The organism is Arsenicibacter sp. R0_47, from assembly GCF_057652235.1.
On record NZ_JBYFCJ010000020.1, the window covers coordinates 47,775 to 72,553 of the forward strand.

At 53.1% G+C, this 24,779-nt stretch carries 19 protein-coding genes; 12 read left to right on the forward strand and 7 right to left on the reverse strand.

Annotated features, from left to right (window positions below; genetic code table 11):
- Positions 1-221: 221 nt before the first annotated feature.
- The 3 genes from AC23NW_RS25250 to AC23NW_RS25260 all read right to left on the reverse strand — a co-directional run bounded on the left by AC23NW_RS25250 (position 222) and on the right by AC23NW_RS25260 (position 2,630).
- A complete protein-coding gene (locus AC23NW_RS25250; protein ID WP_487452950.1) occupies positions 222-1,022 on the reverse strand; it encodes an SDR family oxidoreductase in 801 nt (266 codons plus the stop codon).
- 115 nt (positions 1,023-1,137) lie between these two features.
- Positions 1,138-2,154: a LacI family DNA-binding transcriptional regulator gene (locus tag AC23NW_RS25255; RefSeq protein WP_487452951.1), complete on the reverse strand. Its 1,017-nt coding sequence runs from the start codon at positions 2,152-2,154 to the stop codon at positions 1,138-1,140.
- A gap of 14 nt (positions 2,155-2,168) precedes the next feature.
- Positions 2,169-2,630, reverse strand: coding sequence for an Lrp/AsnC family transcriptional regulator (locus tag AC23NW_RS25260; RefSeq protein WP_293833273.1), 462 nt, complete (start codon positions 2,628-2,630; stop codon positions 2,169-2,171).
- A gap of 222 nt (positions 2,631-2,852) precedes the next feature.
- On the opposite strand from AC23NW_RS25260, the gene AC23NW_RS25265 reads away from it, so the two are divergent.
- Both AC23NW_RS25265 and kbl read left to right on the forward strand, forming a co-directional pair.
- On the forward strand, positions 2,853-3,806 hold the full coding sequence (locus AC23NW_RS25265; RefSeq protein WP_293833272.1) for an NAD-dependent epimerase/dehydratase family protein: 954 nt from the start codon (positions 2,853-2,855) through the stop codon (positions 3,804-3,806).
- Positions 3,807-3,816: 10 nt separating this feature from the next.
- Complete coding sequence (gene kbl, locus AC23NW_RS25270; protein ID WP_487452953.1) at positions 3,817-5,022, forward strand: glycine C-acetyltransferase; 1,206 nt, start codon at positions 3,817-3,819, stop codon at positions 5,020-5,022.
- 152 nt (positions 5,023-5,174) lie between these two features.
- Here kbl and AC23NW_RS25275 read toward each other — a convergent pair whose 3' ends face one another.
- The gene (locus AC23NW_RS25275) at positions 5,175-5,795 is read right to left on the reverse strand and encodes a T9SS type A sorting domain-containing protein (RefSeq protein WP_293833269.1); all 621 of its coding nucleotides are present in this window, start codon (positions 5,793-5,795) and stop codon (positions 5,175-5,177) included.
- Between the two features lie 514 nt (positions 5,796-6,309).
- Between AC23NW_RS25275 and AC23NW_RS25280 the strand changes: the two genes are divergently transcribed.
- The 7 genes from AC23NW_RS25280 (at position 6,310) to AC23NW_RS25310 (ending at position 17,734) form a co-directional block, all read left to right on the forward strand.
- Entirely contained in the window at positions 6,310-7,686 is a 1,377-nt protein-coding gene (locus AC23NW_RS25280) for a Gfo/Idh/MocA family protein (protein ID WP_487452955.1), read from the forward strand.
- 75 nt (positions 7,687-7,761) lie between these two features.
- Positions 7,762-8,865: a mevalonate kinase family protein gene (locus tag AC23NW_RS25285; RefSeq protein ID WP_487452957.1), complete on the forward strand. Its 1,104-nt coding sequence runs from the start codon at positions 7,762-7,764 to the stop codon at positions 8,863-8,865.
- Between the two features lie 225 nt (positions 8,866-9,090).
- Positions 9,091-11,457 carry a PAS domain-containing sensor histidine kinase gene (locus AC23NW_RS25290; protein ID WP_487452959.1) on the forward strand — a complete coding sequence of 789 codons (2,367 nt, stop codon included), beginning with the start codon at positions 9,091-9,093 and terminating at the stop codon, positions 11,455-11,457.
- A gap of 150 nt (positions 11,458-11,607) precedes the next feature.
- Positions 11,608-12,819: an aspartate aminotransferase family protein gene (locus AC23NW_RS25295; RefSeq protein ID WP_487453038.1), complete on the forward strand. Its 1,212-nt coding sequence runs from the start codon at positions 11,608-11,610 to the stop codon at positions 12,817-12,819.
- A 42-nt stretch (positions 12,820-12,861) separates the two neighbouring features.
- Positions 12,862-13,368 (forward strand): GNAT family N-acetyltransferase, encoded by a 507-nt coding sequence (locus tag AC23NW_RS25300; protein ID WP_487452961.1) that lies wholly within the window; start codon positions 12,862-12,864, stop codon positions 13,366-13,368.
- Between the two features lie 70 nt (positions 13,369-13,438).
- The gene (locus AC23NW_RS25305; RefSeq protein ID WP_293833261.1) at positions 13,439-13,831 is read left to right on the forward strand and encodes a response regulator; all 393 of its coding nucleotides are present in this window, start codon (positions 13,439-13,441) and stop codon (positions 13,829-13,831) included.
- A gap of 78 nt (positions 13,832-13,909) precedes the next feature.
- On the forward strand, positions 13,910-17,734 hold the full coding sequence (locus AC23NW_RS25310; protein ID WP_487452963.1) for an ATP-binding protein: 3,825 nt from the start codon (positions 13,910-13,912) through the stop codon (positions 17,732-17,734).
- 191 nt (positions 17,735-17,925) lie between these two features.
- On the opposite strand, the gene AC23NW_RS25315 is transcribed toward AC23NW_RS25310, so the two are convergent.
- On the reverse strand, positions 17,926-18,756 hold the full coding sequence (locus AC23NW_RS25315) for a sterol desaturase family protein (RefSeq protein ID WP_487452965.1): 831 nt from the start codon (positions 18,754-18,756) through the stop codon (positions 17,926-17,928).
- A gap of 74 nt (positions 18,757-18,830) precedes the next feature.
- Entirely contained in the window at positions 18,831-19,364 is a 534-nt protein-coding gene (locus AC23NW_RS25320) for a DUF4833 domain-containing protein (protein ID WP_487452967.1), read from the reverse strand.
- A 130-nt stretch (positions 19,365-19,494) separates the two neighbouring features.
- Between AC23NW_RS25320 and AC23NW_RS25325 the strand changes: the two genes are divergently transcribed.
- Positions 19,495-19,782 (forward strand): hypothetical protein, encoded by a 288-nt coding sequence (locus AC23NW_RS25325; protein WP_293833256.1) that lies wholly within the window; start codon positions 19,495-19,497, stop codon positions 19,780-19,782.
- 102 nt (positions 19,783-19,884) lie between these two features.
- On the opposite strand, the gene ald is transcribed toward AC23NW_RS25325, so the two are convergent.
- Entirely contained in the window at positions 19,885-21,015 is a 1,131-nt protein-coding gene (gene ald / locus AC23NW_RS25330) for an alanine dehydrogenase (RefSeq protein ID WP_293833254.1), read from the reverse strand.
- Between the two features lie 455 nt (positions 21,016-21,470).
- On the opposite strand from ald, the gene AC23NW_RS25335 reads away from it, so the two are divergent.
- Both AC23NW_RS25335 and AC23NW_RS25340 read left to right on the forward strand, forming a co-directional pair.
- Positions 21,471-23,054: an amidase family protein gene (locus tag AC23NW_RS25335; protein ID WP_487452969.1), complete on the forward strand. Its 1,584-nt coding sequence runs from the start codon at positions 21,471-21,473 to the stop codon at positions 23,052-23,054.
- 116 nt (positions 23,055-23,170) lie between these two features.
- Positions 23,171-24,652, forward strand: a complete 1,482-nt coding sequence (locus tag AC23NW_RS25340) for a M28 family peptidase (RefSeq protein WP_487452970.1) — start codon at positions 23,171-23,173, stop codon at positions 24,650-24,652.
- Positions 24,653-24,779 lie beyond the last annotated feature (127 nt).

Sequence of the window (24,779 nt, forward strand, 5' to 3'; positions counted from 1 at the left end):
TATGTGTTTGGGGTTGGGGCTCCGTTCCAGGTGGGTTGGGTGATTGCACTCGCTCGGTTGGGTCACCGTTCTACATGGGTTCGGGTCACCACGTGGGGTTCTATGTTCAGTTGGGTCACTGCTCCTCGTGGCTTTGGGTCACCACGTGGGGTTCTATGTTCAGTTGGGTCACTGCACCTCCTGGCTTTGGGTCACCACGTGGGGTGACCCCTACGGTTGTGTTACATGTCGTAATGCTTGCGGATCATTTTTTCGTATGTGGCGACGGGTAAAATCCGTTTCAGGATGACCGAAAACTTTTCCAGCGGTTTGCCAAGGCGGTACAGACGATCTACCTGCGGGGTGTTTATGATTTTTTCAATTAATTCACCAAACAGCTCCGGGGCCAGGCCCTGACTCACACTTTCGTCTATCAGCTCGTAGGTCCGCTCGAATGTTTTTTTGTAGACACTCGTGCCGGGTAACTGCACCTTCAGTCGGTTTTTGTTAATGTCAGTACGGACACCGCCGGGCTGGACGGTACAGGCCTGTACACCGAACGGAGCCAGTTCCAGCCGCAGCGCTTCGGTAATCCGGTCGAGTGCCGCTTTGCTGGCGCTGTAGGCCCCGCGATACGGCAGCCCGGCCTCGGCCGCAATTGAACTGATGTTTATGATGAGGCCCGCCCGGCGGTCACGCATGTGCGGCAGAACGGCCTGAATGGTGCGTACCGCCCCGATCACGTTGGTATCCAGCACACGGGCTATGTCATCGGTCAACAACGACTCCACCGGACCGGCAATACCCAGACCGGCATTGTTGATCAGTACGTCGATCTGACCCTGTTCGGCCAGTACCCGCTCAATGCCGCGCCCAACGCTTTCTTCATTGCTGACATCCATGTTCAGCGTTTTAAACGCCTTTTTCTGGCCTTCAATATTCCGCGAAGTGCCGTACACGATATACCCTTTCTGCACCAGGTGATTGCCAATGCTTTCACCCAGGCCGGTCGACGCGCCGGTAATGAGCACAACTTTTGCCATCGTTCCAATTAAGTTATCAGGGCGCAAAATTGATCATTTTTGGCAGGATTTACTACATGTATAGCGGAATGACATTCCGCCAGGCCGGTCCACAGTTCAGCGGAATATCATTCCGCTATACATGCCCGTTGTGTAAAACAAGCCGGGGTTCAAGCATAACCTGCTTCCAGTCAGACACCGGCTCCTTCTCCTGTAACACCGACATCAGGATGGCAGCGGCCGTCTGCCCGATCTGGAACGGATGCTGTTCTACCGACGCCATCGGCGGCTGTTCGAGGTAGGCATTCAGGGGGAGGTTGGCAAAACTCACAAACACAATATCCTGATTCATCCGCAGGCCCTGCATCCGGCAGACCTGCATGGCATCGAGCGCCACGTAATCGTTGAAGGCCAGCACCGCATCGGGCGGTTCCGGCAGGGCCAGCAATTGGCTCATTTTCTGATGAATGTCCGCACGGGTCAGATCCACCCGCTTGATCAGCGCATTTTCAACCGGCAAGCCTTCTTCGAGCAAAGCCTTGATATACCCCCTGTAGCGCTCCTCACTGGCCACCAGCGGATGCGGGCCGTTGAGCAAGGCAATCCGGCGGTGGCCCCGGCCGGCCAGCCATTTGATAGCATCATACGCACCCTTTTCCATATCGCAGCTCACCTGATGCGTCTCAATATCGGGCGGTATCCGGTCGAACAGAACCACCGGAATCTGTAAATCAATCAGGCGCTGAATGTGCTCAAACCGCCGCGACTCCTTGGCTACCGACAGCAGCACGCCGTCGACCCGCTGCGCGGCCAGTACGTCCAGAATCTGCTTTTCGCGGTCATAGCGATCATGCGACTGGTAGAGTGCAACCGTATAATTCCGGTCGAAAGCAATTTCTTCGACCCCGTTGAGTACCTCCGAAAAGAAGTTTTCGCGGATTTCGGGTACCACTACCCCGATTATCCCCGTTTTTCCCTGCCGCAGGTTACGGGCTGTCGTACTGGGCAGGTATTTCAGTTCTTCTGCCAGCGCCCTGACAGCCTGCCGGGTGGCGATGCTGATCCGCGGGTGATCCTGCAACGCACGCGAAACCGTCGACGGTGAGATCGCTAACCGGCGGGCAATTTCCTTGATCGTTACGGCTTCTTTCATCGTTTATCCATGCGTTACACCCGGTAACCAAGTTCGTGCTTAATTTCCTTTAACACAAAGGTGCTGTTCAGGATACCGATATTTTCAATCTGAGACAGTTTATTTTTCACAAAATCGTGGTATTCGTCCAGACTGCTGATGTTTATTTTCAGCAGAAAGTCAACCTGACCCGCCATGTGGTAGCACTCCTGCACCTCCTCCAGTTTCTGCACCTCTTCTTCAAACTTTTCGATAAATGCCTTATCGTGGTACCGCATCGACACCTGGCAAAACGTAGTGATCGACCGGCCGAGCCTGGTTTTGTCCAGAATTGCCACATATTGCCGGATGTAGCCAAGGTTTTCCAGCCGCTTTATCCGTTCGTAAACCGGCGATAATGTCAGGCTTAGCTGGGCCGCCACTTCTTTGGTCGTCAGCTTGGCATCCTGCTGCAGCAGCCGCAGAATCGTCTTGTCAATTTCGTCAATCGGCTCCATGAAGAAATTTTTTCTTTAACCGTTCACTTCTGAAATAGTGAATAAGATATTTTATCTACAAATAAATCACTAAACCACAATATTAACTGATTCTTTAACAACATTCCATCTTTTTATCTTTCATTTATAGATTTGCCAATAAAATTACTTCATCAATAATTGCTTCGCTAAACAACTCTTCCGGCGATTAATGCTTCCGGAAGTCCTTAACAAAAGGCCGTTATGAAACAGGAAACCGTTTTAATCATTGGTGCAAACGGGCAAATCGGAACAGCCCTCCTTCCCGAACTTCAACACCGTTTCGGTGCGGATCAGGTCATTGGTGCTGATCTCCGCAAACCCGCCTCCGGCGGGCATCGCTTCGTACAGCTGGACGCTACCCGTGCCGACGATCTGGCCGCAATCGTGCAGACGCACGGCGTTACCCAGATCTACCACCTCGCCGCCGTGCTGTCGGCAAAGGGCGAAACTGATCCGATTGCGACCTGGAACCTGAACATGCAGACACTGCTGAACGTCCTGGAAGTGGCCCGCACCTTCAGCCTCGACAAGGTGTTTGTACCCAGCTCCATTGCTGCGTTCGGCGATCAGGCACCGAAATACGAAACACCGCAGACAGCCTCGCTCGATCCGGCAACGGTGTATGGCATCAGCAAGGTTGCCGCCGAAAACTGGCAGTTGTACTACCACAAACGTTACGGGCTGGACATCCGGTCGCTGCGGTATCCGGGCGTGATCAGCTACCAGTCCATGCCAGGCGGCGGCACCACCGACTATGCAGTAGCCATCTTCCACGAGGCCGTAAAAGGTGAAAACTTTACCTGCTTCCTGGATCAGGACACGCTCCTGCCGATGATTTATATGGATGACGCCATCCGGGCAACGCTTGAACTGATGGATGCCCCTGCCGACCGGATCCAGGTCCGGACATCATACAACCTGGCAGGTATGAGCTTCACACCGGCACAGCTGACTGCTGAAATTCAGCGGCATTTCCCGGATTTCAAGACCGACTACAAACCGGATTTCCGGCAGCAGATTGCCGATTCGTGGCCAAAGTCAATCGATGATTCGATTGCCCGGCGTGACTGGGGCTGGCAACCGGCGTTCGATCTGCCGCGCATGACCCGCGAAATGATCCATCAACTGACCGCATTTTATCAACAAACCGCATAAATCAACCGCCATGTACGGAAATCTGAAAAACGAATTGCGTCAGGAGCTTGACGCCTTACAGGAGGCCGGCCTCTATAAAGCCGAGCGCATCATTGTTACACCACAGTCGGCCGCGATTGCCATTCAGGATGGCCGTGAAGTGATTAACTTCTGCGCCAACAACTACCTTGGCCTGTCGTCGCATCCGGCCGTAATCGAAGCCGCGCACAAAACGCTGGATACCCACGGTTTCGGTATGTCGTCGGTCCGGTTTATCTGCGGTACGCAGGATATTCACAAGGAACTCGAACGCCGTACTGCCGCCTTTGTCGGTGCCGAAGACTGCATTCTGTATGCGGCGGCGTTTGATGCCAACGGTGGCGTATTTGAACCGCTGCTGGGCGAGGAAGATGCCATTATTTCGGATGAACTCAACCACGCGTCAATCATCGACGGTATCCGGTTGTGTAAAGCCAAACGATTCCGGTATAAAAACAACGACATGGCCGATCTGGAAGCACAGCTGCAGGCCGCATCGGGTTGCCGCCGTAAACTGATCGTGACCGACGGGGTGTTTTCAATGGACGGTACGATTGCTCAGCTCGACAAAATCTGCGATCTCGCCGATAAATACGAAGCCCTGGTGATGGTTGACGAATGCCATGCCAGCGGATTTATGGGCAAAACCGGTCGTGGTACACCGGAACTGAAAAACGTGTTCGGCCGGATCGACATCATTACCGGCACCTACGGGAAAGCGCTGGGTGGTGCCTCGGGCGGGTTTACGGCAGCCCGTAAGGAAATTGTGGAGATGCTGCGGCAGCGGTCACGCCCGTATCTGTTCTCGAACACCCTGGCTCCGTCGATTGTCGGCGCCTCGCTGGCAGTGCTGGATATTCTGGAGGAGTCAACGGCCCTGCGCGATAAACTGGAAACCAACACACGGTATTTCCGGGAGGCTATGACGGCAGCCGGGTTCGATATTATTCCGGGTGAGCACCCGATTGTGCCGATCATGTTGTACGATGCGCCGCTAGCCCAGCAGTTTGCCGCGCGCTTACTGGAAGAAGGTATTTACGTCATCGGGTTTTTCTACCCGGTTGTGCCGAAAGGCAAGGCCCGCATCCGGGTACAGGTTTCGGCCGGTCACGAGCCGGAGCACCTGCAGAAAGCCGTCGCCGCCTTCACAAAAGTCGGCAAAGCACTCGGCGTCATCCCCGCCGAAGCACCGGTATAAGCCTCACTCAATCACCAATTGCCGCAAAGCGGCCACTCAATCACTCAATAAAAAAACGCCCGGGATCGATCACGAATCCGGGCGTTTTATCTTCTCAACCAAAGGAAAAGGGAGAAGAAAGGGGGCCGACATACGAGCGCTGACCCCATCTCTTATTTTTCTACCTTGATTTGTTCGGCGAAACGTTTTACATCTGAACCTACTGTCAGGGTATAAGCACCTTGTGGCAGACCATTCAGATCAAGACGGCTAACATTACCGGCAACTTCTTCCACGAATACCAGTTCATCGTTCTGGTTGTAGATCGCTACGTTTGTTGATTCAACGTTAACGGTCGGGATTGTTACCTGCAGTTTGTTTTTAGCGTATGTAGAAATAGTAGGACGGGCAATCTGCGTCAGCTTTGTATCGTCGATTGACAGGGCGTTGTCACGGATATTCAGCTCTTGTGATGACCACCATGTGTTCGTGCTTGTTGTCAGGAAGTATTTACCGTCCGGCAGAGACGCTACGTCGAAAGGAACACCTTTTTGCGTACGGTCGATTACCGTGCCTGAGAACAACATTGTACCGTCTGTGTCGATCAATGAAACCTGAACAGCACCGCTGCCTTGCGTCATTGTCTTAGGAATGTGCAACTGAAACTTCTTTGATTCAGATTTCACAACTGTAACTTTACCCATAATAGCACCATCAAAAGCAGAGGCGGTTGTGGCCGTTGCCAGGGTAAATGCTGCGATCAGAGCAGCTGCGGATAATTGGATCGTTTTCATAATGGATTATTTAATTTTTCCGTGACAAAGGTATGCTCACAGCTTTTTTTAAAGCAATACTTTTGCACCGATCCAATTCGAAAAATGCAAAAGTTCTTTATTTCGTCCTACATTTTTCGGGATAATTAGGGCAATTATTGGTTAAATACCATAGATTCCTCAAAAAGTCAGTTCAATTGTATTTTTCTAATAATTCTAAATAATTGGACTCACGTCAACGAAAAATACAAAAAATATTTCTTTAGTACCATTTTGAAAATTCTTCTGTTTTTTGTATCTGTGAGTGACTCAGCCGACCTTCATCCCGAAGCCTGAATAAATCCTGTATTTTCTGCGATTCTGCACAAACGTTTGCATGCAGTTGTGCAAACGTTTGTGCAAAAGAAATTCGGAAAATGTCGCCTCTTACCTTCGTTTGCGGGTTGTTTTTGGCTGGCAAGCGGGGTAACTTTCGTTCGAAATCGGGTTATGCCTAACCTGAACTGTCCTTTACCGGTTTTAAGCACTACGCAATATGTCCTTTACGTCCCGTCGAACTTTTCTGAAAACGGCCGCCCTGACTGGTGCCGCAACCCCGTTTATGCCGTCACTGCTCTCACCGGTCGCCGCCTCTCCGGTCAAAGCGCCGTTGCAGCGCGTGCGTCTGGCATTTATCGGTGTTGGTGCACGGGGCCGCAGTCACGTTGCCCAGGCGCTGTACCGCGATGATGTCGACATCACGGCCATCTGCGATGTGGATCCGGATGCCATCAGCCGGACGAACAAAATGATTGAAAAAGCCGGCCGGAAACTGCCCGAAGCCTATACAAAGGGAGACGAGGCATTCCAGCAGATGCTGAAGCGGGATGATATCGACGGCGTTGTGATTGCCACCCCGTGGGAATGGCACGTGCCGATGGCCGTTGCAACCATGAAGGCAGGGAAATATGCCGCTGTCGAAGTATCGGCAACCGTTACCCTCAAAGAATCGTGGGATCTGGTGAACACGTTTGAAAAAACGGGGTCACACTGCATGATTCTGGAAAACGTCTGCTACCGCCGTGACGTGATGGCAATCCTGAACATGATCCGGCAGGGTATGTTCGGCGAAATGCTGTATGCCCATTGCGGGTATCAGCACGATCTGCGGAACATCAAGTTCAACGACGGTAAATCGATTGGCGGTGTGGGCGCTGAATTCGGAGCCAAAGGCTATTCCGAAGCCCACTGGCGTACCCAGCACTCGGTCGACCGCAACGGCGATTTGTACCCAACCCACGGTCTCGGTCCCGTTGCCCACTGGCTCAATATCAACCGGGGCAACCGCTTTACCTACCTGACCAGCATGGCCACCAAATCGCGGGGGCTACATAAATACGTGGTTGACAAGGGCGGTGCCAACCACCCGAACGCCAAAGTAAATTTCAAACTGGGCGATGTTGTAACGACCATGCTTCAGTGCGCCAACGGCGAAAACATCATGATCATTCACGACACCAACTCACCGCGCCCGTATTCGCTTGGTTTCCGCGCTCAGGGCACGGAAGGTATCTGGATGGACGACAACGACATGATTTACCTCGAAGGCAAAAGTCCGAAGCCGCACCAATGGGAGCCGTTCGCGGCCTACCAGGATAAGTATGACCACCCGCTCTGGAAAAAGCACGCCGAAACGGCGGCCAATGCCGGCCACGGCGGTATCGATTTCTTTGTCCTGCGGGCATTTATTGAATCGGTCAAAAATCAGGTAGCACCACCGATTGACGTGTATGACGCAGCCGTCTGGAGCGCCATCAGCCCGCTGTCGGAACAGTCGATTGCGCAGGGCAGCAAGCCCATTGAAATCCCTGATTTCACCCGTGGCAAATGGAAAACCAACGCCACGATCTTTGCCCTGAATGACGTTTATTAAGTTTTCTTTCTGATTTACTCAACCTGAAAAAACCGGCTTATCCCCCGTTACTCTTTGTTTAATTACCTGACATTCATGCAGCCTTTACCCTTAACCGTTTCGACACCCGGCCGTATCTGCCTGTTCGGTGAGCATCAGGATTACCTGGGCCTGCCGGTGATTGCCGCCGCTATCTCGCGCCGCGTGCAGATCAGTGCCGTGTCTGTACCAGACAAACAGGTCCGGCTGGGGTTACCGGACATCGGTGCCGAAGAGGCATTTGCCCTGACCGATACGCCGCTGGTCTATCAGCACGACCGGGATTATTTCCGGAGTGCCATCAACGTGCTGCGTCGCGAGGGATTTACGTTTAGTCAGGGTATCCAGGGCGAAATTCACGGGAATATTCCGATCAATGCCGGTACATCGAGCTCATCGGCCCTGCTGATTTCGTGGCTGAATGTGCTGACCCAACTGGCCGATCAGCCACAGCAACTGGCTCCTACCCGGCTGGCGGAACTTGCCTACGTGGCCGAAGTGCTTGAATTCGGTGAACCGGGCGGCATGATGGATCATTATTCAACGGCAGTCGGTAACCTGATTTACCTGAGCAGCCAGCCAGCCATTCAGCTACAGTCACTGCGACCGGCGCTGGGAAGCTTTGTACTCGGCGACTCGTCGGAACCCAAAGATACGATTGGTATCCTGGGCCGTGTCAAAGGCGGTATGCTCCGGATCATGGACCGGCTGAGAACCGAAATTCCGGATTTTAGCCTGCATACTACGACCACCGATGAGGTGGCCCCATTTAAAAATCTGTTTACGGCCGATGAGTTCACATTGCTGTCGGGCAATATTGAGAACCGCGATATTCTGCGCGAGGCCCTGACAATTATTCAGGCTCCGGTACTTGACCATAAAGCGTTCGGGCAACTGCTGTATCGCCACCAGACCAACCTTCGGGAAGCCCAGCGCATCTCGACGCCTAAAATTGACCGCATGCTCGACGCTGCCCTTGAAGCCGGTGCGTATGGGGGTAAAATTAACGGGTCCGGCGGCGGCGGCTGTATGTTTGCCTATGCCCCCGAACAGCCCGAAAAGGTGGCGGAGGCCATCGAACGGGCTGGCGGCAAAGCGTATGTTATCCATGTGGATGAGGGTACGCGGCAGGAATTTGCGCCTGCTTTAGTCACAAACTGAGGAATTACTTTTCTTTTCGACGTATAGTTTACCATAAGCTCCCCGGCTGAAGATTCTTCGGCCGGGGCTTTTTATGACAAAGCTTACCTGAACACCAACCGACATCAAATAACAATATCCTCATATAACATCCCGTTCAATCTGATTTTATTCCTTTTTTATGTTTATAAAAACTTAAACATTCCGGGTATTTGTAGCTTTATCCTTTTGGTACATTAACACAAAATGGCACAGGCAGGCTACGACACCGATAACGAAGAACGAATGCGCTTTGCGCTTGAATCGGCCGGGATGGGCATATGGGATCTTGATCCTGTCAATCAGGTTATTCACTGGGACGAGCGTTGCCAGCAACTTTACGGTTTCTCAAAACACGATACCATCACCTACAGTGAGGTACTGAAGCATATTCATCCGCAGGACCAGCACAAAGTAGACACCGCTGTAAAGCAGGCCCTTAACCCTGCTTCTGACGGAATCTATTACTGCGTTTTCCGGACCATCGGGGCTGAAGACAACAAACTCCGCTGGCTTCGTTGTCAGGGGAAAGTGTATTTTGACAGTCAGCATAATCCGTATCGCTTTGCCGGGACAGCCATTGACATAACCGAAGAAATCAACACGAAGAACCTGCTGGCCGAAAGCGAAACGCGTTTTGTCAACATGATCGAGCAGGCCCCCGTTGCCGTCGGCGTTTTACGGGGTGAACAACTGGTTATTGAGTCGGCAAACGACATGCTGTTAATGCTATGGGGTAAAACCCGCGCCGTGATCGGCCTTCCGCTACTGGCCGGATTACCGGAACTTATCGGCCAGCCATTTCCGGATATTCTGGCCGAGGTTTATAACACCGGCATTGCATACAACGGCTCCAATTCCAGAGGGTTTCTGATGCGGAATAATCAGCTTGAAGAAGCTTACTTCAATTTTGTTTACTCTCCGTTAAGCCACAGCAGCCAGACCAACAGGGGAATTATGGTAATCGCCTATGAGGTTACCACACAGGTCAACTCCCGTAAAGAACTGGCAGAAAGCGAATTGAGATTTAAAACACTCATCGATGAAGCCCCGATTGCTACCGCCGTATATCTGGGTAAAGACATGGTTATTCAGCTGGCTAACGAGGCGATGCTGAAAGTGTGGGGCAAACAGGCTGACGTTATCGGCAAAAAACTGGCCGACGCCCTGCCGGAACTGGACGGCCAGCCGTTTCATGACCTGCTGGCGAGCGTATACGAAACCGGCGTTCCCTATCAGGCCGAAGAAGACCGCGCCGATCTGGTGGTTGACGGTAAACTGCAGAGTTTTTATTTCAACTTCACGTATAAACCCCTCCGCAATACATCGGGCGAAATTTACGCGATTCTGAACATGGCCGTCGATGTCACGAACCTGGTGCACAACCGGCGCAAGACCCGTCAGGCAGAAGAACAGCTCCGGACGGCGATTGAAGCGGCTCAGCTGGGCACATGGAGGGTGAATATTCCGGAGCGGAAAGCCTATTTTTCGGAACGGCTCCGGCAGTGGTTTGGCTTCGAACAGGCCAGTATCGACCCTAAAGCCGGCGTTATGGCCATACACCCTAAAGACCGTAACCGGTTTATTGAGAAAGCCAGACAAACGCTCGATCCACAAGCCGGCGGGTACTACGAAGACGAATACACAATCGTTCATCTGGAAACCCGTCAGGAACGGGTGGTGCGTTCAGTAGGCCGCGTATTCTTCAATGATGACAGGATTCCGTATCTGATCATCGGCACCGTACAGGACATAACGGCTCAGAAAATGGCCGAACAGGAACTGGAACGGCTGGTACAGCAACGAACCGAACAGTTACGGAAACTGAACGTAAACCTTCAGCAATCCAATCAGGAACTGGAGCGGTTTGCCTACGTGGCCTCGCACGATATGCAGGAACCGCTGCGTAAAATACAGTCATTCAGCAGTTTACTTCAGGCCGAATATGCAGATAAACTCGGTGAATCCGGCAGACAGCTGCTGGACCGGGTGGAAGCATCTGCCAGCCGTATGTCGCTGCTGATTAAGGATATTCTGAACTTTTCGCGCATGACTCAGCAGGATCATCCCATGCAGCGGGTTGATCTGAATCAGACTGTGCGTGATGTTATGAGCGACCTCGAACTGCTTATTGCCGAAAAAGGCGGCCAGGTTACGTTCAGCGATCTTTGTACAATTGATGCAGTGCCGCTGCAGATGTACCAGCTCTTTTATAATCTGATCAGTAACTCGCTCAAATTCAGCCAGACCGGCATTGCTCCGGTCATTACCATCCGCTCAACCATCTTACCCGGCTTACCGGAAACCGGTGAAACAGGTATTGATACTGCCAACGGCGAAGAATACTGCGACATACAGGTTACGGACAACGGCATCGGTTTTAACCCCAAATATGCGCGGCAGATTTTCGGATTGTTTCAGCGTCTGCACAGCAAGGCTAAATACGACGGAACAGGCATCGGTCTGGCCCTCTGTCAGCGCATAGTGGCAAACCATACCGGCCGGATTTCGGCACACTCCGAGGAAGGAAAAGGTGCTACCTTCCGGATCGCACTCCCCTGCCGGCACGCATAAGTCAAAGAGCGGCCCGCCGCAGCGGCGAAAGAGTGAAAAGCAGAAGAGTGAATAAGTGGCGCAGCGCCCCTTTTCGCGGGGTGAACGAACTTAAAACCACGTGAAAGCCGTACCTTTGTAACAGACCAGTTTTATTTTCCATTGCAGCAGATTACCCACCGGCAGCTGTTTTTTCAGCACGTTGCCCAGACATCCGATTTTCCGCTCGCCCTTGAAATTGACCGGGCCGAAGGCGTTTACCTGCATGGCCACAATGGTCAGGCATATATTGATCTGATTTCCGGCATTGGTGTCAGCAATGTCGGTCACCGGCACCCGAATGTACTGGCCGCTATTCAGGAACAGCTCGATCATTACCTGCACCTGATGGTATACGGGGAATATGTCCAGAGTCCGCAAACTCAGCTCGCGCATGCGCTCAGCCAGACGTTACCAGCCTCGCTGAGCAATGTGTATTTTACCAATTCCGGTACCGAAGCCGTCGAGGGCGCGATGAAACTCGCCAAGCGCTATACCGGCCGGACAGAAATTATCAGTTGCGTCAATGCCTACCACGGGGCAACGCAGGGAGCGCTGTCGTTATCGGGTGACGAAAACTTCAAGCGCAATTTCCGGCCGTTACTTCCCGATATCCGGCACATACAGCACGGGCACTGGCCACATCTCGAGCACATTACGAGCCGGACTGCCGCGGTGATCATGGAAGTGGTACAGGGTGAGGCCGGTGTGCGGGTTCCTGATCCTGCCTATCTGCGGGCCGTTCGGGAACGCTGCACCGACGTTGGTGCCCTGCTGGTTTTCGACGAAATTCAGACCGGTTTCGGCCGGACCGGCACGTTCTGGGCCTTTCAGGGATTCGGCAAGCCAATTACACCCGACATCTTACTGTGTGCCAAAGGTATGGGCGGTGGTATGCCGATCGGGGCATTTATCAGTTCGCCGGAGATTATGGGTGTCTTTAAAGAAAATCCGGTTCTGGGCCATATTACTACGTTCGGTGGTCACCCTGTGTCGGCAGCTGCCTCACTGGCTACCCTTCAGACCATTCTGAGCAACGGGCTACACCAGCAGGCAGAAGCCAAAGGCCAGTTGATCAGGTCGTTACTGGTGCATCCGAAAATCAGGGAAATCCGCGGAAAAGGCCTGATGATGGCAGCCGAAATGGAATCGTTTGAGGTCCTGAAACCGGTTATCGATCAGGCCATTGCCTACGGTAATCAGCCCGGTCAAACCGGTGTGATTACAGACTGGTTCCTGTTCTGCAACAACTCCATGCGGATCGCTCCCCCCCTGACCATTACGGAAGACGAAATCCACCTGGCCTGCGGCATCGTCCGGCAGGCATTAGATGAAGCCGGATAATTAATAGCTGTAGTGCCACTTAAAACCTATGTACTAATAACCATGACAATTATACCCGCTACCGTAGCCGATGTACCGGCCCTGAATATTCTGGTAAACAGCGCCTATCGTGGAGAAAGCTCCAAAAAGGGCTGGACCACCGAAGCGGACCTGCTCGGCGGCGTCCGGACGACTGAAGAAGTCCTGGCCAGGCAACTGACAAATCCGGCGGCAACCATTCTGACCATCCGCGCAGATGATCAGCTGAAGGGTTGTGTTTTTCTTGAACAGCAGGGAGATGACCTGTATCTTGGCATGCTGACGGTTGATCCTTTATCACAGGCGCAGGGCATCGGGCGCAAACTGATTGACGCCTCAGAACAATATGCCCTTGCCCGGGGATGCAGTGCCGTGATTATGACCGTTATTACGCTGCGGCATGAGCTGATTGCCTGGTATGAGCGGCGGGGTTATCAACGGACAGGTATTCTGAAACCTTTTCCCAAAGACCCTTCATTTGGAGCGCCTAAACAAGAACTCAACTTTGAAGTTTTAAAAAAAACGCTCTAACCTGTTTAAGCCCTTATCTATACAGTAACTTACAAATAAAAAGCGTAAGTTTACTGCTAAATACTTACCTATGGACCAGCATAAAACGTGTTTTCTGGTAGACGATGATGTTGACGATCAGGAAATTTTCGCACTGGCACTGCAAAAAGTTGATCCGGCCATAACCTGTCTTTTTGCTAATGACGGTATTGATGCCCTCACCAAGCTCCGGCAGGACGAATCGTTTATACCGCATTACATTTTCCTTGACTTGAACATGCCCCGTATGAACGGCCGGCAATGTCTGATTGAACTGAAAAAAATCACCCGGCTGAGCCTGGTGCCTGTCATCATGTACTCGACTTCATCGGAGTTAAAAGATATTCAGGAAACCAAAGCGCTCGGCGCGACCGACTATGTTGCCAAACCGCCCAGCATTTCGATTCTGACGCAGGCGTTGGCTCATATCTTTGCTAAATACTGAGAAAATCTCTCATAAATTAGTTGATTTGCCGGTCAGGCAATTTACCAGTTCACAACTGGCAGACTCAACGTTAACGTTATGGTACATCAGGGGCAGCCAATACCAGAGTTTCTCCAGGGCGGTGGCGAAACCGGTCAGCTACTTCGTTCGATTGACTGGTCCTCAACTCCGTTAGGGCCTGTAGAGCACTGGCCGCAGAGCCTTAAAACCTGCATCCGGATTATTCTGACCTCCAGCCAACCCATGTTTGTCTGGTGGGGTGATCAGCTCATTAATTTATATAACGACCCCTACCGCTCGATTCTGGGCGGAAAACACCCCGCAGCCCTCGGACAACCGGCCTCGGTGGTCTGGCATGAAATCTGGGATGCAGCCGGGTCAAGGGCCGGACGGGTTATGCGTGACAACGTAGGTACCTACGATGAAGCCCTGCTGCTGATTATGGAGCGGAACGGCTATCCCGAAGAAACCTACTACACATTTTCCTACAGCCCGGTGCCCGGCGATCACGGCGGCACTCACGGTATCATCTGCGCTAACACCGACGAAACGGAACGGATCATCAGTGAACGGCATATCCGGACGTTAAAAGATGTCGGGAATGCGGCAATTGATAATCAGTCGGTTGAAGAAGTGTATGAAGCCGCCATGCTGGCGTTGCAGAAAAATCCGCAGGACTTTCCGTTTGCCTTGCTCTATCAGCTGGATTATGAGCAACAGACCGCAACGCTGGTCGGCAATACCGATATGGATCCGGCATCTACCCTGGCCGTTCCGCAGTTATCGCTGCATGACCCACATCCGGTAGCGTCGCTTTTGCAGCAGGTCATGACCTCGTCCGGTGCCGGTATGCTTGCCGCGCTGGGCGACCGGTTCCGGGAACTGCCCAAAGGATCATGGCCGCAGGCACCGTCAACGGCCCTTTTGCAGCCGGTGTTACTGACCAATACCGGCCAGCCGCTGACGGTGCTGGTCGTTGGACTGAACCCTTACCGGCTTGCGAACGAAACGTACCTTGGCTTTTTCAAACTTATTGCAGATCAGATCGGTACAGGCATTACCAACGTCCGCGCCTATGAGGAAGAGCGCAGACGGGCCGAAGCCCTGGTGGAGCTGGACCGCGCTAAAACCACATTTTTCAGTAACATCAGCCACGAGTTCCGGACTCCGCTCACGCTTATGCTTGGCCAGCTGGAAGAGCTGCTTAATGAGCCGGTCTCGTCCCTGACGTTTGTTGAACGGAACCGCATCGAATCCAGTCACCGGAACGCCATGCGGCTGCTTAGACTGGTCAATTCACTACTGGATTTCAGCCGGTTAGAGGCAAAACGGGCAGAGGCGCGCTTCTACCCAACCGACCTCGCCCTGATTACTGCCGACCTCGCCAGCAGCTTCCGCTCCCTGGTCGATCAGGTTGGCCTGCAGCTGACAATTTCGTGCGATTTAAACGGACATGACGTATATGTTGACCGTGAGATGTGGGAAAAGATCGTACTCAATCTCCTGTCTAATGCATTTAAATATACCCTTCAGGGCGGTATTACCGTTTCCCTGACCCGCGAAGGCGAACAGGCCGTCCTTCGGGTAGAGGACACGGGTGTCGGCATTCCGGCGGAAGAGCTTCCCCGCATGTTCGACCGGTTTCACCGGATTGCCAACTCAACCGGACGCACTTACGAAGGAACCGGCATCGGCCTGTCACTGGTCCATGAGTTGGTAGGGCTGCATCATGGCACCATTACCATCGACAGTGAGCCCGGCAAAGGCAGTACATTTACAGTCAGGCTGTTACTGGGCAAACAGCATCTGCCGCCGGAGCAGGTAGCCGATCAACGGGATGCACATTACGAGTCGATCATACCGGATCTTTTTGTAAAGGAAGCCCTTAGCCTGAGCGAAACCAGTACGCACGCCGGTCCGGAAATCCGGCAGGATTTCGTAACCTCCGGAGCGCCGCCGGACCAGGCCCCTGCCCGTATCCTGATTGTTGATGACAACCCGGATATGCGGGCTTATATCCAGCGGCTGGCCCTGCGCGAGTTTGCTGTTGATACGGCTCCGAACGGACAGGTGGCGCTGGAGATGATTCACCAAAAACAACCGGATCTGGTTGTCAGCGACATTATGATGCCGGTTCTCGACGGCATAGGGTTGCTGCGTGCCCTCAAAAACAATCCGGAAACGGCGGCGATTCCGGTTATTTTCCTGTCGGCCCGCGCCGGCGAAGAGGCCAGAATTGAAGGCTACGACATTGGGGCCGACGATTACCTGGTCAAACCATTTTCAGCTAAGGAACTGCTGGCCCGTATCCGTTCGCAGATCAAGCTGTCGCGCATCCGGAAGCAGAATACTGCGCACCTCCAAAACCTGTTCATGCAGGCTCCGGTAGGGATCGGCCTGTACCGCGGCCGGGAATTCCGCATCGAACTGGCCAACGACATCATGCTGCGTTATTGGGGCCGTACACGGGAAGAAGTGATGCATAAGCCTTTATTCAACGCACTGCCCGAAGTTAAAGACCAGCCCTTTGAAACCATTGTCCGGAACGTCTATGAGACGGGAGTACCGTTTATCGCGAATGAAATCCCGGCGACCCTGTTGAATAATGGCCTCCTGAAAACCATTTACGTTAAGCTGATTTTCACGCCGTTACGGGAGGAAGACGGCACAATCACCGGCATCATGGGACTGGCTCATGACATTACGGATATGGTCCATGCCCGTCAGCAGGCGCAGAATAGTGCCGATGAGCTCGAACAGAAAGTGCAGGAACGTACCCGCGAACTGCTGCGTAAAAATGAAGAACTGAGCATCCAGAAAGAGTTTGTCGAAACGATTTTTGACGCCTCGGCCCACGTCATTGCCGTACTGGACAATGACCTGAATTTCACGGCTGTTAACCGTAAATTCGAGCAACTCTACAAGCGCAGCCGGAATCAGGTGTTGGGTCGTGGCTATCTGGAAGTATTCCCGGCGGCCCGGGGTTCGAAAGCCCACCAGGATTCGCTTGACGCCCTGGCCGGCCACTACAGACACAATACCATCACCTATTCGGCGGTCATCAACGGCTTTTTCGAAAACTATTTTATCCCGCTCCGCCAGAAAGATGAGGTCTATGGCGTGCTGATTCTGTCGCACGACGTAACGGAACTGGTCGAGGCCACGCAGAAAATCGAGCGTACCAATAAGGAACTGGTACAGATCAACCACGAACTGGAGCAGTTTGCCTACATTGCCAGCCACGACCTCCAGGAACCGCTCCGGAAGATACAGACCTTCTCCGATCTACTGGAGCATAACCTGAACGATCCGGACATGGCGGGGCGCTACCTTGGTAAAATTACCTCGTCGGCCCAGCGCATGGCCCAGCTCATCAAGGCTGTGCTTGACTATTCGCGGTTGTCGAAAAAAGACGAATTGTTCCGGGAGGTTGACCTGAACAGTATTCTGGACAGTATCCTGACCGACCTTGAATTACTGATTGAGCAGCGGGATGTGATCATTGAGCGCACACCGCTGCCTACCATAAAAGGCATACCGCTTCAGCTTTCACAGCTCTTTACTAACCTGATTACCAATGCCATCAAATTCTCTGACAAGCGGCCGGCAATCCGTATCCGGGCGGAGAATGTGCCGCTGAGTGAGTTGAAGCAGCTTAACAAAGTCACAACAGACCGGCCATTTATCAAGATTACCGTCCAGGACAACGGCATTGGGTTTGACCCTAAGTATGCCGAACAGATTTTCACGATTTTCCACCGTCTCCACGACCGAAGTACGTACATGGGTACCGGTATCGGGCTGGCCATGTGCATGAAGATCGCCGAGAATCATAAAGGGACGATCATCGCCACAGCTCAGGATGGGGCCGGCGCGACCTTCTCCGTTTATCTGCCGCTCTGAGACAGGATTCGTATGATGGAATGATTACTTTGATTACTTATTTTGGACAGGATTCGTATGATGGAATACTTCGCCTGATTTTCTTTCGACAGGATTACATGATTAACAGGACGTTTAAAATTAAATCCTGTTAATCATGTAATCCTGTCAAATTCTATCTTGTCAATCCTGTAATCCTGTCAAAAAAGGCCTCAGGTTGGCGGGCCGAAAAGGATGGCCCATGCCTGCCGGAAGGAGGTCGCTTTACGAAGGTCACGCCAGATGGCCACCCATTCGTGAAAATTCAGGTAAATTACATCAAACGAGCCAACCGGCTTCGTCAGCCCGTAGACCGGCTTTTCCGTCTCTTCCGCAAACGTACCGAACAGTCGGTCCCACAGAATAAACGTTGTACCGAAGTTCTTGTCCAGATAGGCGGTATTGGAGCCGTGATGTACGCGGTGATGCGACGGCGTTACAAAAACAAACTCAATCCAGCGCGGCAGCTTCGGAATTACCTCGGTATGAATCCAGAACTGATATAAGAGATCGAGCTGGTAGCAGGTGAACGTAATGGCCGGATGAATGCCCAGGCACCAGACCGGGATAAAGAACACGATTTTCAGGTACTGGGTCCATGAATTCCGGAAAGAGGTCGACAGGTTCAGGTGTTCCGACGAATGGTGCGTGACGTGGGTTGCCCACCAGAACCGCTGTTTATGGGCCACATAATGAGCGGTGTAATTACAAAGATCGATGCCCGCATACGCCAGTATCCAGACCCACCATGTCTCCGGCAAACGCCACGGAACAAGCTCATAAAAGAAGAGACTCATCGCCACTGTTGCGGCCTTCAGTACCCCGTTGATAAGCAGACTACACAGCCCGATACCGACTGACGCTTTAAAATCGCCGGAATCGTACGGCCGGTGGTGATCGTCGTGGCGGGTAAACCACCATTCGAGCAGTATACAAAAGACAATAAGGGGCACTGCGTACAGCAACAGCGGCTGTACGTCCTGTTCAAAAGATTGTTGTTTCATAAGGAATGTAAACCGGAATGATATTCCGGTTCTGTCGGTCAGAAATTGTTACACGGAACCTACTTCCGTTGCCCTTAAATCATAATTCGCTCGTAGACAGGGTATTTACCGTCGGCATCTACGCCAAACAGCTCGATATACTGCACTTCGGGAATCAGGCGGGTGCCGGGAGCAATCTGGACAAACACCTTGTGCAGCCGCGCCGGACGGCCACTGATCTGCATTATGGCGGTGGCATGGCCATGTTCGCTGGTGATGTGAATCGGCCGTTTGTCGAACGCGTTCAGGCTGAATTCGAAGCCGTCGGCACCGTTCAGCGGGCGGTGTTTATACCCATAGGCCATTTTCCACTGAAAAAATGACAGACCTTCCTGCTGGCCTTTTTCGGCATAACGGATCCAGTATACGGAGACCGGTTTGTGGGGGTCCAGCTTTTTATCTGCCAACATATTGGCATCGTAAATGACGGTATTCGTATTATTGCTGCGCTGAATGTAAAACAGGCGGCTGGCCGACGAAGGTGGCACCGGAAAATCATCGCGGTCGGCGCGGGCAAAGGGATGGCATAACAGTCCGGTCAGGACTATTAAAAAACAGAGTACACGCATGGTTCTTTTTCTTGTTGTTTACAAATAAGCCGCTGATCTGGTCAGGGCCGTTCATTGGTTGCCGGCAATGGTATGACAGGCAACCGGCCATCCCCCCCTACGCAGATCCGAAAAATAATTTCAACAGCACATGACATACGAAGCATTTACGAGCTCTCTGGCCGGATCAACGCCTCCGGCAGGCATTAACCCGATTCTGACCGCCTTGTGGCATGACGGCAACGACGATTGGGAACAGGCACATAACATTGCCCAACATAAGGAAGGCACAAAAGCCTATGACCGCCTGCACGCTTACCTGCACCGCAAGGAAGGCGACGAATGGAATGCAGGCTACTGGTACCGGCGGGCGGGTACCCCGGTCTTCAAAGGTACGTTACAGGCCGAATGGGAGGCGCTGGTGAAGGAGAATCTGTAGGGTGAAACCGGACGCTGAATATCCGCCATCAATCATCCGGCACCCTGTAAACAAAAAAAGCGCTGCGGAGTCCGCAGCGCTTCCTACTTGCTTATAAAGGTACTAAACAGCAATAACTTTCCGTAACACGTCGCTTACTGGTGTTAATGGTAGCTCCCAAGCCTCAGCAACACCGCTGTAAACAACTTTTCCGTTCACCACGTTCAAGCCCTTCAATAACTCTTCGTTGTCACGGCAAGCCTGCTGCCATCCTTTATTCGCCAGTTGCAACACATACGGGATGGTTGCATTTGTCAGTGCTACCGTTGATGTGTAAGGCACAGCCCCCGGCATATTGGCTACGCAGTAATGTACCACATCGTCGATAATAAACGTCGGGTTCTCGTGCGTAGTTGGTGTACATGTCTCAATACAGCCCCCCTGATCAACCGCTACGTCGACCAACACCGTACCCGGACGCATCAGTTTTAACATATCACGCGTGATCAGGTGAGGTGCTTTCGCGCCCGGAATCAGAACAGCCCCGATAATCAGGTCCGACTGCTTGATTTCGGCACGGATATTATATTCGTTCGACATCATGGTATCCACGTTCTCAGGCATGATGTCTGACAGATACCGTAAACGGGTCAGGTTAACGTCCATCAATGTTACGTGTGCACCCAGACCAGCCGCCATTTTGGCCGCCTGTGTACCAACAATACCACCACCCAGTACCAGCACGCGGGCAGGCTTCACGCCCGGCACACCGCCTAACAGAATACCACGGCCTTTCAACGGTTTTTCGAGGTATTTTGCGCCTTCCTGAACGGCCATCCGGCCAGCTACTTCCGACATCGGAATCAGCAACGGCAGGCTGCGGTCAGTTTTCTCAACGGTCTCGTACGCCAGACAAACCGCTTTCTGCGCAATCATGGCATGCGTTAATTCTTCCGATGAAGCAAAGTGGAAATAGGTAAACAGTAACTGGTTTTCCTTAATCAGCGGGTACTCCTGCGCAATCGGTTCCTTCACCTTTACAATCATCTCCGCAATTGCATATACCTCCTCAATTGTAGGCAGAATCGTTGCGCCGGCGGCAGCATATTCCTCATCGTCGAACCCGCTACCTGCGCCAGCCGTTGACTGGATGTATACAGTGTGGCCATGCTTACGCAATTCGGTAACACCTGCTGGTGTCAGGGCTACACGGTTCTCGTTGTTTTTAATTTCTTTAGGAACGCCAATTACCATTGTCTGAACGGAATTAAGGTTAACAATTTGATAATGCAAATGTATAAACCACAGGAATAAAGCGTATCATTCAGCACAAAATTGGTATTTCATCCTATAAATAGCCTTATCCGAAAAACGCTTTACCAACAACACCTATCCCAAACAGGCAATGACAAAACATTATCCGCCAGCCTGTCCGTAGAGCCGCAATATCTTGCGGCTCCCTCCCTCAATTATAGATGCATAGCTGAAACAAATTTGACGCTGCTTACGCGCAATGAGCCGCAAATCTGAAGCTGCTTGCGCGCAATGAGCCGCAAATCTGACGCAAATCTGACGCTGCTTGCGCGCAATGAGCCGCAAGATGTTGCGGCTCTACGAGTGCAGGTTGCTTTGTATGGGTCCCGTCAGTAGCTTTAAGGAAGTACGACGTTAATCGTGCGCTTACCCATCACTTACTTAACCTATACACTATGTTCAAACGACTACTCCTGATCTGGGTAGCCTTTACCGGCATTTGCCTGTCGGTGAACGCACAGTCTTTTTCTCCCAAACAACTGCGGGAAGCATCGGTCGCCGACCTGCACCAGGCCATGCGGCAAGGCAAATTAACGGCCACCACCCTCGTACAGCTCTACCTCGACCGTATTGCGGCCTACGACAAGCAGGGGCCGTCGATCAATGCCCTGATTCTGGTCAATCCGAAAGCGCTCACAGAAGCCCGCCGGCTCGATTCCCTTTACAAGGCTACCGGCACGTTCGCGGGCCCGCTGCATGGTATACCGGTGATCGTGAAAGACAACTACGATACCTACGACATGCCGACGTCGAACGGCACACTGGCCATGAAAAACTCGGTTCCGCCCGACGATGCGTATGTTGTCCGGAAAATGCGCGAAGCCGGTGCCATACTGATTGCCAAGTCGAATCTGGCCGAATTTGCCTACACCGGCAACTTCTCGGTAAGTTCGGTATTGCCGGGCTACTCCCGCAATCCCTATGATACCCGCCGGACAACCTCCGGTTCAAGCGGCGGTACGGCGGCGGCCGTCGCGGCGGATTTCGGTACCATCGGGCTTGGAACCGATACCGGCAGTTCGATCCGCGGACCGGCGGCCAACCAGAGTCTGGTCGGTTTCCGGTGCACCATGGGTCTCATCAGCCGTGACGGTATTGTGCCGCTGGCGCTCACCAACGACACCGGCGGCCCGATCTGCAAGACGGTCGAAGATGCCGCCCGTGTCCTGAATGTCATCGCCGGCTACGATCCGGCCGACAGTGTTACCCGCCGCAGCCAGGGCAACATACCGGCCGATTACCTGCGCTTTCTGGACAAAAACGGCCTGAAAGGAGCACGGATCGGGGTGTTCCGGCAACTGTGCCTGCCCGCCAAAGCCGATTCGCAGGTCGTGGCGCTCTTCGACCATGCTATTGAGGAATTGCGGCAGGCGGGAGCCACCATTATTGACCCCATCCGGTTGCCATCGCTCGATTCCATCAGCCGGGCCATGGATACAATCCCGCAGCTACGGCGTGATTTTAACGCCTATCTGGCGACACTCGGCCCCAATGCCCCTCACAAAACGCTGGGATCAATTATTAAGTCCAAACAATTTCATCCGTACCTGGAAAAGGCGCTGCTCGACGTGAATGCCGATACGCTGGCACCGGAACAACATAAAGGCTGGGCTAAAAATCTGGCTCTCCGCGAGTTGATGCGCAAACGGCTGATCGCCATCATGGACTCGGCTAATATTGAAGCCTTTGTCTATCCGTCGTTCAGCTATCCGCCGCGCCTGATCGGCGACCTCAATACACCGTCGGGGACGAACAACGCCTTATCGCCGCCGACCGGCTTTCCGGCGTTTACCGTGCCGATGGGGTATACCTACGGTAACCTGCCGGCGGGGCTACAGTTTTTCGGCCGTCCGTTCAGCGAACCGACCCTGATTAAGCTGTGCTATGCCTACGAACAGGCCACCCATCACCGTGTACCACCGGCCTCAACCCCGCCACTGTCTAAAAAGAAGCGCAAGAAAGAGGTGCTGGTGTATTAAGCGAACCACATTGTCCGGAGCCGCAAAATATTGCGGCTCTACGTTTTCCACGGCTGAATATCGTATTTTCGGACCCTGAACCTGTTTTCTGAGTTTTTCCCGTTTTCATCAGCACAATGCATTTTCTACTGAAATCCGTATGCCGGCTATTCGCAGCGGGCACCCTGTTGCCGGGCTTGCTGGCAGCGCAGCCCAAACCAGCGGCTAATGCGCTTTCTGCCATTAAGGAAGCCGATCTTAAACGCGACCTCTATGCCCTTTCCGACGATCACTTCCGGGGGCGTCAGGCGGGTTCACTCGATGAGCTCAAGGCCTCGATGTGGATTGCCGAACAGGCCCGCGCCATCGGCCTCAAACCCCTCGGCGACGACGGAACGTTTTTCCAGTTTTTTCACCTGCAACGGACGCGTATCAGCGAAACCAGCCGCTTCATCATCGGCAACCGCCAGCTTGAATATGGCCGCGATGCACTGGTGATCACCCCTGCCATTGCTTCTGTTGATGCCCCGCTCGTGTTTGTTGGTAAGGCAACTCCGGAAGAGCTGGCCAATGTGGACATCAAAGGTAAGGCTGTGGCGTTTGAATTTTCCGGCAACCCGACGGCCGATATGAGCTTCCGCCGGTTTATGAACGCGACATTCCAGCGCCGGTCGGCAGAGCTGATCAAGGCGGGTGCCGTGGCGGTGCTGATTGTGTCAGACGACCGGGCACAGCGGGTGTTCGAGACGTTTGGCAGTGCCCTGGAACTCGGCCGGTACGATTTACCCGGTGGCCCCAACACGCGGGTATTCGCGCAGGCACCGGCGATCTGGCTGCCTGCCCGCGCTATCGAGTGGGTGAAGCAGCCCGGTCAGCGGTTTACCAACATTGTCAACGTCGAGAGTTTCAGTTACCCATCGGTCAACATCATTGCTAAGGTGGAAGGCACCGATCCGGTACTGAAGAAGGAATATGTCCTGATCAGTACCCATCAGGACCATGATGGCATTCGCCGCGCTGTAGCGGGCGATTCGATTTTTAACGGAGCCGATGATAATGCCACCGGCTGTGCGGCCGCCCTTGCGCTGATGCGGGCGTTTGCGCAGAAGCCCGGCAAGCGGTCGGCACTCTTTGTATTTCACGGCGCCGAAGAACGTGGTCTGCTCGGTTCACGGTATTACACCGCTCACCCTACGGTTCCGCTGGCGTCCATTGCCGGTGTCCTGAATCTGGAAATGATCGGCCGGAACGCCCCCGACAGTGCAGCCCTGCTGGGTTCCCAGCCACCGCACCGTAACTCGAAAGAACTGGTTGACTATGCCATGGCAGCCAACCGCATGGGGCCGGCCTTTAAACTGGATACGCTCTGGGACCGCGCTGATCACCCCGAAGGCTGGTACTTCCGGAGTGATCACCTCCCCTATGCCCGGTTGAATGTACCGGCCATCTGCTTTACGACGTTGCTGCATCCGGATTATCATACGCCGAAAGACGAACCCGACCGCATTGACCTGAAAAAGCTGGCGCAGGTAACCCGATGGGCCTATCTGACCGGATGGGCCGTTGCCAACGCCCCGAAAAAACCGGCGATCGATAAAGACTTCAAGCTGGAACGATGATCGAAAGAGCGACTGGCGGGGACCGTCCAGGAAGTTTTGTACGTGCATGAAGGGCCCCCCCCGTCCGCCAAAAACAAACCGCAAGCCCCACCCCCCACCCGCACAGGAAAAGACGCCATACAAAAGC

What these genes read in the sequence shown, in the direction of transcription:
- AC23NW_RS25250 (WP_487452950.1), bottom strand. Translation starts at nt 1,022, where the DNA reads ATGGCAAAAGTTGTGCTCATTACCGGCGCGTCGACCGGCCTGGGTGAA.
- AC23NW_RS25325 (WP_293833256.1), top strand. Translation starts at nt 19,495, where the DNA reads ATGACATACGAAGCATTTACGAGCTCTCTGGCCGGATCAACGCCTCCG.
- AC23NW_RS25320 (WP_487452967.1), bottom strand. Translation starts at nt 19,364, where the DNA reads ATGCGTGTACTCTGTTTTTTAATAGTCCTGACCGGACTGTTATGCCAT.
- AC23NW_RS25255 (WP_487452951.1), bottom strand. Translation starts at nt 2,154, where the DNA reads ATGAAAGAAGCCGTAACGATCAAGGAAATTGCCCGCCGGTTAGCGATC.
- AC23NW_RS25340 (WP_487452970.1), top strand. Translation starts at nt 23,171, where the DNA reads ATGCATTTTCTACTGAAATCCGTATGCCGGCTATTCGCAGCGGGCACC.
- AC23NW_RS25275 (WP_293833269.1), bottom strand. Translation starts at nt 5,795, where the DNA reads ATGAAAACGATCCAATTATCCGCAGCTGCTCTGATCGCAGCATTTACC.
- kbl (WP_487452953.1), top strand. Translation starts at nt 3,817, where the DNA reads ATGTACGGAAATCTGAAAAACGAATTGCGTCAGGAGCTTGACGCCTTA.
- AC23NW_RS25265 (WP_293833272.1), top strand. Translation starts at nt 2,853, where the DNA reads ATGAAACAGGAAACCGTTTTAATCATTGGTGCAAACGGGCAAATCGGA.
- AC23NW_RS25315 (WP_487452965.1), bottom strand. Translation starts at nt 18,756, where the DNA reads ATGAAACAACAATCTTTTGAACAGGACGTACAGCCGCTGTTGCTGTAC.
- AC23NW_RS25310 (WP_487452963.1), top strand. Translation starts at nt 13,910, where the DNA reads ATGGTACATCAGGGGCAGCCAATACCAGAGTTTCTCCAGGGCGGTGGC.
- AC23NW_RS25280 (WP_487452955.1), top strand. Translation starts at nt 6,310, where the DNA reads ATGTCCTTTACGTCCCGTCGAACTTTTCTGAAAACGGCCGCCCTGACT.
- ald (WP_293833254.1), bottom strand. Translation starts at nt 21,015, where the DNA reads ATGGTAATTGGCGTTCCTAAAGAAATTAAAAACAACGAGAACCGTGTA.
- AC23NW_RS25305 (WP_293833261.1), top strand. Translation starts at nt 13,439, where the DNA reads ATGGACCAGCATAAAACGTGTTTTCTGGTAGACGATGATGTTGACGAT.
- AC23NW_RS25290 (WP_487452959.1), top strand. Translation starts at nt 9,091, where the DNA reads ATGGCACAGGCAGGCTACGACACCGATAACGAAGAACGAATGCGCTTT.
- AC23NW_RS25260 (WP_293833273.1), bottom strand. Translation starts at nt 2,630, where the DNA reads ATGGAGCCGATTGACGAAATTGACAAGACGATTCTGCGGCTGCTGCAG.
- AC23NW_RS25335 (WP_487452969.1), top strand. Translation starts at nt 21,471, where the DNA reads ATGTTCAAACGACTACTCCTGATCTGGGTAGCCTTTACCGGCATTTGC.
- AC23NW_RS25300 (WP_487452961.1), top strand. Translation starts at nt 12,862, where the DNA reads ATGACAATTATACCCGCTACCGTAGCCGATGTACCGGCCCTGAATATT.
- AC23NW_RS25285 (WP_487452957.1), top strand. Translation starts at nt 7,762, where the DNA reads ATGCAGCCTTTACCCTTAACCGTTTCGACACCCGGCCGTATCTGCCTG.